Genomic DNA, 13,263 nt, shown 5'->3' with positions numbered 1-13,263 from the left:
AGGGACGACGGGCGGAGGCAGGATCAGCCTCCAGAACAAATGCCGCTTCCGCGTAGCGGAAGTTGCCGAGGCCCCTCTCCCGCATGCGCGGGAGAGGGGGGAACCGTCCGCGGCGCGGACGGTGGGGTGAGGGCAGCAGCCCAACAACTCCTCGAAATGCGAACAACGCGCGAATGCGCAGCGCTCAGACCAGCGGACGATCCGCCACCAGCACGCCATCCGCATCCGCGGCCAGCCAGTCGCCGGGCCGGATCGTCACACCGCCGAAGCACACCGGCACATCGCGCACGCCCTGCCCGCGCTTGTCGGTCTTCAGCGGCACCGTGCCCAGCGCCTTGACGCCGAGATCGAGCTGCCCGATCGCGAGGCTGTCGCGGATGACGCCATGCACCACCACGCCGGCCCAGCCGTTGGCGACTGCCTGTTCGGCAAGCAGGTCGCCGAGCATCGAACGGCGCGTCGAACCGCCGCCGTCGATCACCAGCACGCGGCCCGCGCCGGCTTCCGCCACCGCCTCACGCACGCGCGAGTTGTCTTCCAGCGCGTGCACCGTGCTGACGATGCCGGCAAACGCCGCGCGCCCGCCGAAATCGCGCAACGGCAGATCGAGCACGCGCACCGCATCCGGGTGCGCGTCGCACAGATCGCAGGTGACGACGTCCACGCTCACGCGCGCAGCGAAGTCGCGCGTGCGATTTCGGCGCGCATCGTCTCGACCACCGCGCGATAGTCCGGCTTGCCGAAGATCGCCGAGCCGGCAACGAAGGTGTCGGCGCCCGCCGCGGCAATCTCGCCGATGTTGTCGGGCTTCACCCCGCCATCGATCTCGAGCCGGATCGGCTTGCCGAGCGCGTCGATGCGCGCGCGCACCTGACGCAGCTTGTCGAGCGTCGACGGAATGAAGGCCTGGCCGCCGAAGCCGGGATTGACCGACATCAGCAGCACCATGTCGAGATCCTCGAGCACGTAGTCCAGCACTTCGATCGGCGTCGCCGGATTGAGCACGAGGCCGGCCTGGCAGCCTTCGGCCTTGATCAGCTGGATCGTGCGGTGCACGTGGCGGCTGGCTTCGGGATGGAAACTGATCAGCGACGCGCCGGCCTTGGCGAAGTCCGGCACGATGCGATCCACCGGCTCGACCATCAGATGCACGTCGATCGGCGCGGTCACGCCGTGCTTGCGCAGCGCCTCGCAGATCATCGGACCGATCGTCAGGTTCGGCACGTAATGGTTGTCCATCACGTCGAAGTGCACCCAGTCCGTGCCGGCGGCGAGCACGTTGTCGACCTCCTCGCCGAGACGGGCGAAATTCGCGGACAGGATCGAGGGTGCGATGACGGCGGGCTGCATGTGCGATTCCAGGTCGTGAAGTGGGGCGCGGCCTGTCGGCCGCAGCACGACATTCTAAGGGGCGGCGACCGGGTTGACCTGCTGGAGCACCCTGCCCGCGCATGCGCCCGCCTGAATTGAAGCGCCGCATTCATTCACTTTTGCAGTGCGTGCATGCATCCCGATTCACGCCCACCTGCGTATCACTCTCGCGCGGCCGCTTCCCCGGCGACCGTGCCCCGCACCGCGCCGACGCAGTTCGGCCGGCAAAAACAAGAATGGAGAGTGACCCCATGAAGATGATCCACGCCGCATCCGCCAGCATCGCGCTGCTCGCCGCCAGCACCGGCGCCGCATTTGCCCAGTCCACCGACGACACCTGGACCGGCGGCTACGTCGGCCTGTACGGCGGCGTCGTGGACAGCCCCGAAGACAACAGCGACGACCGCTTCGTCTTCGACACCAACCTCGATCGCGTGTACGGCGACACCGTGCGCACCGCCGCCGGCGCCGACGCGTTCTCGCCCGGTTCCTGCAATGGCGCCGCCCAGGGCGCGACGCCGGCCGCAGGCTGCACCAAGAACCGTGGCGGCGCCGATTACGGCGTGCGCGGTGGTTACGACTGGCAGATGGGCAGCTGGGTCTTCGGTGTCGTCGGCGAGTACGGCGCGAACGACGTCCGTGACGCGGTGAGCTCGTTCAGCACCACGCCGGCCTATTACACGATGTTCCGCAAGGTCGATCGCGTGGCCGCCCTGCGTCTGCGTTCGGGTTACGCCTTCGGCGCCGACTCGGCGAACCTGATCTACCTGACCGGTGGTATGGCGCACGCCAAGATCGACAACGAATTCACCACCAGCAATGCCGCCAACTCGTTCACCAGCAACGGCGACACCTCCGGCTTCGGCTGGCAGGCCGGCGTGGGTTACGAGCGCAAGCTGGGCGAGAACGTCTCGGTCGGCCTGGAATACCTGTTCACGAGCCTGGAAGCCGACGACCAGCGCGTGCGCACCGGTCCGGGCACCGCGCCTGCGACCAACCCCTTCCTGATCGTCAACCGCGCGGGTACCGACATGCGCCGCAGTGACAAGGACTTCGACTACGGCGCCGCGCGCGCCACGGTCAACTGGCGCTTCTGATCCATCGCGCCTGAGTGATTGCGATACCGAGAAGCCGGCGCAAGCCGGCTTCTTTTTTTGCGTTCGCAGAATGGGTGGAGCGCAACGAAACCCATCGCGCTTCGCGCAACGCACGTCGTGTGCGAATCGAGGCGCCAGACAGCGCTCTTCGTCATCCGCCCGAACGTCCATCCGCGACGCACAGCGGTATGCCGCGAACTGATGTCGCGAGCGGCGGGATTGCAATGATGGGCGTCGCTGCGCGCGACCCATCCTACGTCGCGCGATACGCACGCATCCGCGATGTTGCGAGACGCGTCAGCGGCGGGTCTTGCGACCGTCGCGGCCACGACGCAGGCGGTCGTAGGCGGCATTGAGTTCGGCGGCGCGGGCCTCGGCCTGGGCGCGCAGTTCCGGCGCGGCCCCGGCGACGCGGTCCGGGTGATATTGCGAGATCAGCTTGCGATAGGCCTGGTCGATCTCCTCGCGCGTCGCCTCCGGCCCCAGGCCGAACACCTGGTGGTCCTTGTAGCGTCGCGGCGCGAGCCAGCCGGCATCGAAGGCGTGGCCGATGATCGCGCCGATCACGCCGCCGGCCGGGTGGCGCAGCAGCAGCCATCCGGCGATGAAGCCCAGCAATTTTCCGTACCAGCGTTGCATGGCCGACAGTGTAGCCGGCCACGGTGCTGCCGGTGCCCGCGACTCACTGCAAGGCGCTGCGGTTCGCACTACACTTGCCGGCCGCTCGCGATCCACCCGGAAATGTCAACCGTGTCGACGACTCTTCTCGAAGCGAACCTCCCCGGCCTCCACCTGCGTCACCGCGGCAAGGTCCGCGACGTGTTCGACCTCGGCGACGAGCGTCTGCTGATCGTCGCGACCGACCGGCTGAGCGCGTTCGACGTGGTGCTGCCCGACCCGATTCCCGGCAAGGGCGAGATGCTCTGCCAGATCAGCAATTTCTGGTTCGAACAGACCGCGGCGCTGATGCCCAATCACCTGACCGGCATCGATGTCGCCAGCGTGCTGCCCGAGGGCGTCGACCCGGCGCTGTACGCGAAGCGCGCGGTGGTGACGAAGAAGCTCAAGCCGGTGCCGGTCGAAGCGATCGCACGCGGCTATCTGATCGGCAGCGGCTGGAAGGACTACCAGCGCACCGGTCGCGTCAGCGGCATCGCCCTGCCCGACGGCCTGCGCCAGGCGCAGCGCCTGCCCCAGCCGATCTTCACCCCGTCGACCAAGGCCGCCGTCGGTGACCACGACGAGAACATTGATTTCGACACGATGGTCCGCATCATCGGCGCCGACCTCGCCGAACAGGTGCGCGAGGCCACGCTGCGTCTGTACACGTTCGCCGCCGCCTATGCGGCCGAGCGCGGCATCATCCTGGCCGACACCAAGTTCGAGTTCGGCACCGATGCCGACGGTCGCCTCTACGTCATGGACGAAGTGCTGACGCCGGATTCCTCGCGCTACTGGCCGGCCGATGCGTACGAAGTGGGCACCAGCCCGCCGAGCTACGACAAGCAGATCGTGCGCGACTATCTGGAAACGACCGACTGGGACAAGACCGCGCCCGGCCCGAAGCTGCCGGCCGAAGTCATCGAGCGCACCCGCGCCCGGTATGCCGAAGCGCTGCAGAAGCTGGCCGACATCTCGATCGACTGAGCGCATCCTGCGTCTCGCGCACCGGTTTGACGCTATTCTCGGCGCACGCGATTCGACCCTCGGGAGGGGCAGATGGACGCGACGCACGACGACGCACAGGCGCGTCCGATCGACCGCTGGTTCGCCAGTTACTCGGCCGATCACCGTGACGACACCAACCAGTGGATCCACGTGTTCGCCGTGCCGGCGATTCTGTGGAGCGTGATCGCGCTGCTGTGGTGCATTCCGACCGGCACGCTGTTCAAGCCCGGTCTGTGGGCGGGCCTGGCGATGTTCGGCGCGTGGATGTTCTATTACCGCGCTTCCCGCGCGATCGGCCTCGGCATGCTGCTGGTGTTCGTGGCGATGTCGGCATTGACCTGGTGGCTGCAGCGCGACTTCGGCACCCGGTTCCTGTTCTGGCTGGCGCTGGGCGTGTTCGCGATCGCATGGGTGGCGCAGTTCGTCGGGCACAGCAAGCTGTTCGAAGGCCGCAAGCCGAGCTTCTTCACAGACCTGCGCTATCTGCTGGTCGGCCCGGCGTGGGTCCTGTCCAAGCTCTACCGGCGACTGCATCTGACGTACTGAGGCGCGGCACGTGCGATCCTGTCGCGCCACGCTGGTATATCGCCCGTGTCGCCCCGCGATCTCGTTCTGGTTCTCGTCGTCTGCATCGCCTGGGCGCTGAACTTCCTCGTCTCGGCCAATGCGCTGCGCGAAATTCCTCCATTCCTGTTCACCGCGATGCGCTTCGCGATGCTGGCGCTGCCGCTGGTGTGGCTGCTGCGACCGCCCGCGCCCGGGCAATGGCCGCGGCTGATCGCGGTGTGCCTGTGCATCGGCGTGCTGCATTTCGGCCTGAGTTTTCTCGCGCTGCGGCTGTCGACGGATCTGTCGTCGCCGGCGATCGTCATGCAGAGCTACATCCCGATGACCGCGCTGCTGGCCTGGGCGGTGCTCGGCGAGCGCTTCGCCTGGCGCACGGGCCTGGCGATCGGCGTGAGCTTCTGCGGCGTGCTGGTGCTGGGGTTCGATCCGGTGGTGCTGGCCAATCCGGCCGCGCTGCTGACGATGCTGGCCTCGGCCGCGATGCTCGCCATCGGCACTGTGCTGATGAAACGCCTGCGCGATGTCGACATGTGGAACATGCAGGGCTGGACCGCGGTCTTCAGTGTGCTGCCGCTGCTGGCGATCAGTCTGGTGTTCGAGCCCGGCGGTTTCGACCAGCTCGGCAATGCCGGCCTCGCCGGCTGGGGCGGTGCGGTCTACGCGGCGTTCGTGTCCTCGCTGCTCGGCCACGGCCTGTATTACGTGCTGATGCAGCGCTATCCCGTTGCGATGGTCACGCCGTGGCTGCTGCTGGTGCCGGTGATGGCGATCGGTCTGGGCGTCGCGTTCTGGGGCGACCGGCCGGGTCCGCGGCTGTGGATCGGCGGGGCGATGGTGCTCGGCGGCGTGCTGGTGATCGCACTGCGCGCGCTGCAGAAGTCGCGCAAGCTGGTCGAGGAACCGATGGTGGGGCCTTGATCCGATCCGGATCCGCCAACGCGCGTCAGCCGATGCCGAACATCGACGGCGCCGGCCGGAACGCCCGCGGCGCATAGCCGAACGCCGCCTGCGCAGGCCCGGCATCGAACACCAGATCTTCGCGCATGCGCGTCACCGCGCCCGGCGGCAGGCCCTGCAGACGGCCGGCGCGATGTGCCGCCCACAGCGCCGCATCGAACAGCACGCCTGGCAGCACCAGCAGGCGCGGCGCGGGCTGCAGGCAGGCCAGCGTGCGCGCGACCATCGTCCGGTAGTCGAGCGTCTCCCCGCCCGGCAACGCGAACGCCTGTCCGTACGCGGCCGGCGCGTCGACCGCGGCCTGCGCTGCCGCCGCGAGATCGTCGACGTGTACCGGCTGGCGCTGGCCGCGCGCATCCGCGGGCAGCACGAACACGCCGCTGCGCCGGGCGAGTGCGACGATCAGGCTGAGGTTGCGATCGCGTCCGCTGCCGTAGACCAGCGTCGGACGCAGCAGCGTCGCCGCCGCGCCGCGCGCCTGCGCCGCCGCGAACACGCGCTCGCCCGACGTGCGCAGGCGCATCGCCAGTTCGCGCTCGCCGGGATCGCTGGCCGCCTGCTTGGTCGCATCACTGGTCGAGCCGAAGGCGACGATGCGCGGACAGGCGCTCGTCGCGCTGGGGTACCACAGCGAAAACTGGTCCAGCGGGCCACAGCTGAAGATCGCATCGACCTGCGCCGGCAAGGTGCCCGGCATCGCGTCGAACGCGCCGGTGTGCCAGCGCAGCTGCGGGCCATCGGCGCGTGGTGTGCGCGACAGCGCGTCGACGGTCCAGCCCGCCTCCAGCAACCGCGCCAGCAGGGCCGCGCCGATCGCGCCACTGGCACCGAAGACCAGCGCATGGCGCGCGCGCGGGGGCGTGGAGGCGGACATCGACGTCATGGGACATAGCATATCGAGCCGCGACGACGCTCCGTCGACGGGCATCGGTTAGACTGCCCGGCCCTTGCGTGACCCGCCGGCCGACTGGCCGACCTGCCTCCACAAGGAGCCCGATGCTCGAACTTCTCTTGGCCCTGCCCTTCGTGCTGGCGCTCGCCGTAGCGCTGTCCGCGAACGCGTCCCGCCGCACCATCGCCTGGCTGGCCGGTCTCGTACCGTTGCTGGGTCTGGGCGTATTGGCCCTGCTGGCCGGCGACGTCTTCGACGGCACCATTCTCAAGACCCAGTACGCATGGATTCCCGAAGCCGGGTTGGATTTCAGCCTGCGCATGGACGGGCTGGCCTGGACGTTCGCATTGATGGTGCTGGGCATCGGCGGGCTGGTCGTGCTCTACGGCCATTACTACCTGTCGGCCAAGGACAGTCCGCGGCGGTTTTTCACCTATCTGCTGCTCTTCATGGGCGCAATGCTCGGCATGGTCATCGCCGGCAATCTGCTGCTGCTCGCGGTGTTCTGGGAACTGACCTCGATCAGTTCGTTCTTGCTGATCGGCTTCTGGTCGCACCGGCAGGACGCCCGCCAGGGCGCGCGCATGGCGCTGACGATCACCGGCATGGGCGGTCTGGCGCTGCTGGGCGGCGTGCTGCTGATCGGCCGCATCGTCGGCAGCTACGACCTCGACGTTGTGCTGGCCTCGGGCGATCTGATCCGCGCGAGCCATCTGTATCCGTGGGCGCTGGGCCTGGTGTTGCTGGGCATCTTCACCAAGAGCGCGCAGTTCCCGTTCCACTTCTGGCTGCCGCACGCGATGGCCGCGCCGACGCCGGTCTCGGCGTACCTGCATTCGGCGACGATGGTGAAGGCCGGCGTGTTCCTGCTGGCGCGCCTGCACCCGGCGCTGGCTGGCACCGACCTCTTTTTCTACGTGGTCAGCGGCGTCGGTGCGACGACGCTTGTGATGGGCGCGTGGTTCGCGATCTTCCAGCACGACCTCAAGGGCCTGCTGGCGTACTCGACGATCTCCCACCTCGGCCTGATCACGCTGCTGTTCGGCCTGTCGACCGAAATGGCCGTCGTCGCGGGTCTGTTCCACATCCTCAACCACGCGATGTTCAAGGCCTCGCTGTTCATGGCCGCGGGCATCATCGACCACGAGACCGGCACGCGCGACATGCGCCGGCTCGGCAACCTCAGACGCCTGATGCCGATGACCAGTGCGCTGGCGATCGTCGCGTCTCTGGCGATGGCCGGCATCCCGCTGCTCAACGGCTTCCTGTCGAAGGAGATGTTCTTCGCCGAGGCGCTGGAGATCGGCGGTCACGGCACGATGCGCTGGCTGATCAGCATCGCGGCGCTGCTGGCCGGCGTGTTCGGCATCGCCTACAGCCTGCGCTTCGTGCACGACACCTTCTTCGGCCGCGGTCCCCGCGCGCTCGACGTGGTGCCGCACGAACCGCCGCGCTGGATGCGCATCCCCGTCGGCGTGCTGGCGATCCTGTGTCTGGTGATCGGCATCATTCCGGCGCTGACCGTCGGCCCGCTGCTGCACACGATGGCGCGCGGCACGCTTGGGGATGCGACACCGGACTTCAGCCTGTCGGTGTGGCACGGCATCAACCTGCCGCTGATGATGAGCGTCGCCAGCCTGGTGTTCGGCGTGCTGCTGTATTTCGGCCTGCGCAAGCTGCTCGATTTCCATGCGGTGGTCACCCGCTCGACCGGTCGCCAGCTCTTTCAGGTCAATCTGGAGCGCCTGTTCTCGCTGGCCCGCGCGTTCACCGCACGCGTCGCCAACGGCAGTCTGCAGCGCAGCCTGTTCGGCCTGCTGCTGGTCGCGCTGGTGCTTGCGGGATGGCCGCTGCTCGGGCGCTTCGGCGATGTGCTCGCCGGTTCGCCCGGCGCGCAGCCAATGTCACCCGTGGGTTGGGGTTTGTGGGCCGTCCTCGTCGCCGCGTCGATCGGCACCGTGGTCGTACACGGCAAGCGCCTGACCGCGTTGATCGTGATCGGCGGCGTCGGTCTGGCGGTGAGCCTGCTGTTCGTCTATCTGTCGGCGCCCGATCTCGCGCTGACCCAGCTGCTGGTCGAGATGGTGACGATCGCGCTGATGATGATGGCGTTGAACTATCTGCCCAAGCAGTCCAAGAGCACGCGCCGCCCGCTGCGCAAGTTCCGCGACGTCGCGATCTCGATCGTCGCCGGTGGCGGCCTCGGCGCACTTGCCTACGCGATGATGGTCTCGCCGGCCGACACGATCTCCAACGAGCTGCTGGTGCGGTCCCTGCCCGAGGCCTACGGCCGCAACGTGGTCAACGTGATCCTGGTCGACTTCCGCGGCTTCGATACCTTCGGCGAGATCACCGTGTTCGGCACGGCCGCGCTGGTGGTCCACGCACTGCTGCGCTGGGCACGCCTGAAACCCGACGAAGTGATGCCCGGCCCGCCGGTGCAATTGCCGATCGCGGCCGATCTCACCCAGCTGCTGTTCCCGCTGGCGCTCACGGTGTCGATCTACCTGTTCCTGCGCGGCCACAACGCGCCGGGCGGCGGCTTCATCGCCGGCCTCGTGTTCGCGGTGCCGGTGCTGGTGAAGTACGTGCTGCAGGGCGCGCGCGCGGTCGAGGCGACGTTCGGCTTCGACTACCTGCGCGGCATCGGCGTCGGCCTGCTGCTGGCGGTGATCGGCGGCGTCGGCTCGTGGTGGTTCGACGTGCCGTTCCTGACCAGCGGGCATCTCGATCTCGAGCTGCCGCTGATCGGTCTGCTGCCGCTGGCCAGCGCCCTCGTGTTCGACACCGGCGTCTACGTGGTCGTGTTCGCCGGCACCCTGCTGATGCTCTCGACGATGGGCACGGTCAAACAACGTCAGGCTGCGGAGGAGGCGCACTGATGGAATTCGCAATCGCTTCCGCCATCGGCGTGCTCGCCGCTTCGGGTGTCTACCTGCTGCTGCGCGCACGCACCTTCGACGTGATCCTCGGGCTGACGCTGCTCTCGTATGCGACCAACCTGCTGATCTTCTCGTCCGGCCGTCCCGTCGTCGGCAAGCCGCCGGTGCTCAAGGACGGCCTGGCCGAGACGCTGGCCAACTACACCGATCCGCTGCCGCAGGCACTGGTGCTCACGGCCATCGTCATCGCGTTCGCGATGACCGCGGTGACCGTCGTCATCGCGATGCGCGAGCACTCGGACCTGCACACCGACCACGTCGATGGTGAAGAACCCGACGAAGAACAGCGCGGAGGCCGGCGATGAACCACATCGCGATCGCCCCCGTCCTGGTGCCGCTGGTCACCGGCGCGATCCTGCTGCTGCTCGAGCGCACGCATCGCGCCTCCGTGCTGCGGCTGTGGGCGTGGATCGGCATGGCCGCGCTGCTGGTGACCAACGTGGCCCTGCTGCGCGAAGTGCTGGACGGCGACACCGTGGTGTACCTGCTCGGCGACTGGCCGGCGCGTCTGGGCATCGCACTGGTCGTCGATCGCCTGTCGGCATTGATGGTCACCACCACGACGCTGCTGGCGATTCCGTGCCTGCTCTATGCCTGCGCCGGCTGGGACAAGCGCGCCCTGCATTTCCACGCGCTGTTCCAGGTGCAGCTCGCCGGCCTCAACGGTGCGTTCCTGACCGGCGACGTGTTCAACCTGTTCGTGTTCTTCGAGGTGATGCTGATCGCCTCGTATGGCCTGCTGCTCAGCGGCGCGCGCGGTGCGCGCATCAAGGCCGGCATGCATTACGTGGTGTTCAACATCGCCGCGTCCACCGTGTTCCTGCTCGCGCTCGGCCTGCTCTACGGCATGCTCGGCACGCTCAACATGGCCGAGATGGCGGTGCGCGTCGCCGCACTCGGACCGGACCAGGCGCTGCTGGTGCGCGCCGGCGCCGGTCTGCTGCTGCTGGTGTTCTGCGCCAAGGCTGCGCTGCTGCCGCTGTATCTGTGGCTGCCGGAAGCCTATGCGCGTGCGCCGGCTGCGGTCGCCGCACTGTTCACCATCATGACCAAGGTCGGCCTATACGCGGTGCTGCGCATCTACACGCTGGTGTTCGGCAGCGAGGCCGGCCTGCTGGCGGATTTCGCGTGGCCGTGGCTGCTGCCCGCGGGCGCGGCGACGATGGTGCTGGCCGCGCTCGGCGTGGTCGGTGCGCCGCGGTTGCGCATCGGCGTCGCGTATCTGGTGCTGCTGTCGGCGGGCACGCTGTTCGTCGCGTTCTCGCTCGGCAACGCCGGTGCGATTTCGGCCGGTCTGTACTACCTGCCGCAGAGCGTGTTCGTCACCGCTGCGCTGTTCCTGCTGGCCGACATCATCCAGCGCCATCGCGGTGGCACCGGCGACTATCTGATGCCGATCGCGTCGATGCCGGGCAAGACCGTGCCGGCGTTGCTGTTCCTCGTCGCCGCGGTGTCGGTGTCGGGTCTGCCGCCGCTGTCGGGCTTCATCGGCAAGCTGCAGCTGCTGAACTCGGTACCCGAGGACGTGATCGGCTGGGTCTGGGCCGCGATCCTCGGCAGCAGTCTGATGGCGGTGATCGGCCTGTCGCGCAGCGGCACGCGTCTGTTCTGGCGCGTCGATCCCGTCGCAGAAGGCGTCGAAGCGCCGCCACTGCGTCGCAGCGAGCTCGCCGCGACGATGCTGCTGCTCGGCTACGGCGTCGTCATGACCGTGTTCGCCGGTCCGATCCTGCGCTACACCGAAGCGACCGCCGCGCAACTGCTGGCGCCGTCGGAGATGATCGAACGCGTCATCGGCGAGACGCCCGTGCTCAGGGAGCCTTCGCGATGACGCCCCGTCAGCCCTTCATGCGGCGCTTCCTGCCGTCGATTCCGCAGAGCCTGACCGTCTTCCTGTTCTGGCTGCTGATGGCCGAGGACTACGGCCCCGGCAACATCGTCATGGCGCTGCTGCTGGCCTGGCTGATGCCGCAGCTCGCCGCCCGCCTGGAACGCGAGTTCGCCCAGCTCGGTCGCCTGCGCGGCATCTGGACGCTGATCGGGCGCCTGCTGTGGGACATCCTGATCGCCAACCTCACGGTGGCGAAACAGGTGCTGGGCCCGAACCACAAGTTGCACTCGCAGTTCGTCTGGGTGCCGCTGGACCTGACCAACATCCACGGCATTTCGGCGCTGACCAGCGTGATCACGCTGACGCCGGGCACCGTGTCCGCCGAGTTGTCGGAGGACCGCAAACACCTGCTGATCCACTGCCTCAGTACCGATGATCCACAGGCGCTCGTCGCCGAGATCAAGGCCCGTTACGAGGCACCGTTGCGCGAGGTATTCCCATGATCACGATCGCGATCATCGTCGGCATGCATCTGGTCGGCATCGCCATGCTGCTGTCGCTGTGGCGGCTGCTGCGCGGTCCCACCGCGCCCGACCGCATCCTGGCGCTGGACACGCTCTACGTCAGCTCCATCGCCCAGCTGATCCTGTTCGGCATGCTGATGAACACCGAGATCTATTTCGAGGCCGCTCTGGTCATCGCGATGCTCGGCTTCGTCGGCACCGTCGTGCTGAGCAAGTACGTCATCCGCCGGGACATCGTCGAATGAGCACCGTTCTCGACGCCGTCCTCGCTTTCCTGCTCGTGGTGGGTTGCTTCTTCACCCTGCTCGGCGCGATCGCGCTGCTCAAGCTGCGCGACTTCTTCCAGCGCGTGCACGGTCCGGCGAAGGCCAGCACGCTCGGCGTGGGCTGCATCCTGTTCGCGTCGATCGTCTATCACTGGGTCAACGGCAGCGGCGTGCATCCGCGCGAACTGCTGATCACCGTGTTCCTGTTCCTGACCGCTCCGATCAGCGCACATCTGATGTCGCGTGCGGCGCTGTCGCTGATGGACGACCGTCCGCCGCATCCCGATCGTGTGCCCGATGCGCAGCAGAAGGTCGTCGACGAGGAAGACCCGGCGCCTGCCGAGCGCCAGTAACTCCGGGTCGCGGCGCGCCGCGACCCGGACGTCGCCTGATCAGCCGCAGCGTTCGACGTAATCGACCTGCGGCGGCACGCCGATCCGCCAACCGGTGACCTTGCCGGCCGCATCGGTCTCGAACACCAGCGCGGCGTTGCCGCCACCGGTGTCGGTCACGCGCAGCGTGTGCGCGCCTTCGACGTACTTGTGCGGTGAGGCTTCGACGCGACCTGCATACAGGCGCTCGATCTCCGCGCGCTCCATACCGACCTTGCCGCCGCCCGGCGCGGTATAGCCGTCGTTGCCGACGTCGATGCGCGAGAAGCGGTCGCCTTCGATCATGAAACCGATGTCGTAACGCGCGGTGCCCATCGGCGGCGGCGTCAGGTAGTAGCAGCCGCCCGGCTCGGACGGCTTCGCATCGCCGAGATCGTTGCCCCAGGCCATGCGGACCTGCTCGGCATCGCTGCCGAACGCGGCCGGGCCGAAGCCCTGGAACGTCACGACGCCATCGACGACCTCAGGCACGTTGGTGCCCATCGCATTGGCCGGTGGCACGTGCGCATCGGGCTGATCGCCCGGCGGCGCCGGTTCGGCGGCCACGGCCGGCGCGGACGCCGCGGGCACGGGTTCGGCGGGCGGCGCTTCGTCGCGTTGGCACGCGGCGAGTGCGAGGGACAGCACGGCGATGGCCGGCAGGGCGCGATGGAAATGCATGCGACAACTCCTGGAAGGTGACCGGCGGGAGACTAGCGCGCCCGCGTGAACGGGACGTGGCCCACGCTTCCACCTACCGGGCCGCGGCGTGTCATG

At 68.1% G+C, this 13,263-nt stretch carries 15 protein-coding genes; 10 read left to right on the top strand and 5 right to left on the bottom strand.

Annotated elements, in window-relative coordinates; translation table 11 throughout:
- Positions 1 to 184: 184 nt before the first annotated feature.
- Together rraA and rpe are read right to left on the bottom strand one after the other, a co-directional pair.
- Positions 185 to 664 (bottom strand): ribonuclease E activity regulator RraA, encoded by a 480-nt coding sequence (rraA, locus tag V3391_RS09790; RefSeq protein WP_332078730.1) that lies wholly within the window; start codon positions 662 to 664, stop codon positions 185 to 187.
- A 2-nt stretch (positions 665 to 666) separates the two neighbouring features.
- A complete protein-coding gene (gene rpe / locus V3391_RS09785; RefSeq protein WP_332078225.1) occupies positions 667 to 1,350 on the bottom strand; it encodes a ribulose-phosphate 3-epimerase in 684 nt (227 codons plus the stop codon).
- A 272-nt stretch (positions 1,351 to 1,622) separates the two neighbouring features.
- Between rpe and V3391_RS09780 the strand changes: the two genes are divergently transcribed.
- Positions 1,623 to 2,468, top strand: a complete 846-nt coding sequence (locus tag V3391_RS09780; RefSeq protein ID WP_332078224.1) for an outer membrane protein — start codon at positions 1,623 to 1,625, stop codon at positions 2,466 to 2,468.
- Between the two features lie 297 nt (positions 2,469 to 2,765).
- Here V3391_RS09780 and V3391_RS09775 read toward each other — a convergent pair whose 3' ends face one another.
- Complete coding sequence (locus V3391_RS09775; RefSeq protein WP_332078223.1) at positions 2,766 to 3,107, bottom strand: J domain-containing protein; 342 nt, start codon at positions 3,105 to 3,107, stop codon at positions 2,766 to 2,768.
- A gap of 111 nt (positions 3,108 to 3,218) precedes the next feature.
- On the opposite strand from V3391_RS09775, the gene V3391_RS09770 reads away from it, so the two are divergent.
- The 3 genes from V3391_RS09770 (at position 3,219) to V3391_RS09760 (ending at position 5,621) form a co-directional block, all read left to right on the top strand.
- Positions 3,219 to 4,115, top strand: a complete 897-nt coding sequence (locus V3391_RS09770; protein ID WP_332078222.1) for a phosphoribosylaminoimidazolesuccinocarboxamide synthase — start codon at positions 3,219 to 3,221, stop codon at positions 4,113 to 4,115.
- A 72-nt stretch (positions 4,116 to 4,187) separates the two neighbouring features.
- Positions 4,188 to 4,682, top strand: coding sequence for an Mpo1 family 2-hydroxy fatty acid dioxygenase (locus tag V3391_RS09765; protein ID WP_332078221.1), 495 nt, complete (start codon positions 4,188 to 4,190; stop codon positions 4,680 to 4,682).
- Between the two features lie 45 nt (positions 4,683 to 4,727).
- Positions 4,728 to 5,621, top strand: a complete 894-nt coding sequence (locus V3391_RS09760) for a DMT family transporter (protein ID WP_332078220.1) — start codon at positions 4,728 to 4,730, stop codon at positions 5,619 to 5,621.
- A 25-nt stretch (positions 5,622 to 5,646) separates the two neighbouring features.
- Here the strand turns inward: V3391_RS09760 and V3391_RS09755 are convergent, their stop codons facing one another.
- Positions 5,647 to 6,543: an NAD-dependent epimerase/dehydratase family protein gene (locus V3391_RS09755; RefSeq protein ID WP_332078219.1), complete on the bottom strand. Its 897-nt coding sequence runs from the start codon at positions 6,541 to 6,543 to the stop codon at positions 5,647 to 5,649.
- A 113-nt stretch (positions 6,544 to 6,656) separates the two neighbouring features.
- Between V3391_RS09755 and V3391_RS09750 the strand changes: the two genes are divergently transcribed.
- Genes V3391_RS09750 through V3391_RS09725 form a run of 6 tightly spaced genes read left to right on the top strand, consistent with a single transcriptional unit; the run spans position 6,657 to position 12,468 of the window.
- Positions 6,657 to 9,434, top strand: coding sequence for a monovalent cation/H+ antiporter subunit A (locus V3391_RS09750; protein WP_332078218.1), 2,778 nt, complete (start codon positions 6,657 to 6,659; stop codon positions 9,432 to 9,434).
- Positions 9,434 to 9,799: a Na+/H+ antiporter subunit C gene (locus tag V3391_RS09745; protein ID WP_332078217.1), complete on the top strand. Its 366-nt coding sequence runs from the start codon at positions 9,434 to 9,436 to the stop codon at positions 9,797 to 9,799. Before V3391_RS09750 ends, V3391_RS09745 begins: the two co-directional genes overlap by 1 nt.
- On the top strand, positions 9,796 to 11,325 hold the full coding sequence (locus V3391_RS09740; RefSeq protein ID WP_332078215.1) for a monovalent cation/H+ antiporter subunit D: 1,530 nt from the start codon (positions 9,796 to 9,798) through the stop codon (positions 11,323 to 11,325). The genes V3391_RS09745 and V3391_RS09740 overlap by 4 nt, the downstream gene beginning before the upstream one ends.
- Positions 11,322 to 11,828 (top strand): Na+/H+ antiporter subunit E, encoded by a 507-nt coding sequence (locus V3391_RS09735; protein WP_332078214.1) that lies wholly within the window; start codon positions 11,322 to 11,324, stop codon positions 11,826 to 11,828. Before V3391_RS09740 ends, V3391_RS09735 begins: the two co-directional genes overlap by 4 nt.
- Positions 11,825 to 12,094, top strand: coding sequence for a K+/H+ antiporter subunit F (locus V3391_RS09730; protein ID WP_232137995.1), 270 nt, complete (start codon positions 11,825 to 11,827; stop codon positions 12,092 to 12,094). Before V3391_RS09735 ends, V3391_RS09730 begins: the two co-directional genes overlap by 4 nt.
- Positions 12,091 to 12,468, top strand: a complete 378-nt coding sequence (locus V3391_RS09725; protein ID WP_332078213.1) for a Na+/H+ antiporter subunit G — start codon at positions 12,091 to 12,093, stop codon at positions 12,466 to 12,468. The genes V3391_RS09730 and V3391_RS09725 overlap by 4 nt, the downstream gene beginning before the upstream one ends.
- 39 nt (positions 12,469 to 12,507) lie before the next feature.
- Here the strand turns inward: V3391_RS09725 and V3391_RS09720 are convergent, their stop codons facing one another.
- Positions 12,508 to 13,167: a lectin gene (locus V3391_RS09720; protein WP_425497235.1), complete on the bottom strand. Its 660-nt coding sequence runs from the start codon at positions 13,165 to 13,167 to the stop codon at positions 12,508 to 12,510.
- Positions 13,168 to 13,263: the final 96 nt, after the last annotated feature.

This window comes from Luteimonas flava, from assembly GCF_036584485.1.
Taxonomy (GTDB): Bacteria; Pseudomonadota; Gammaproteobacteria; order Xanthomonadales; family Xanthomonadaceae; genus Luteimonas; species Luteimonas flava.
This window is presented reverse-complemented; position numbering and strand designations above follow the sequence as displayed.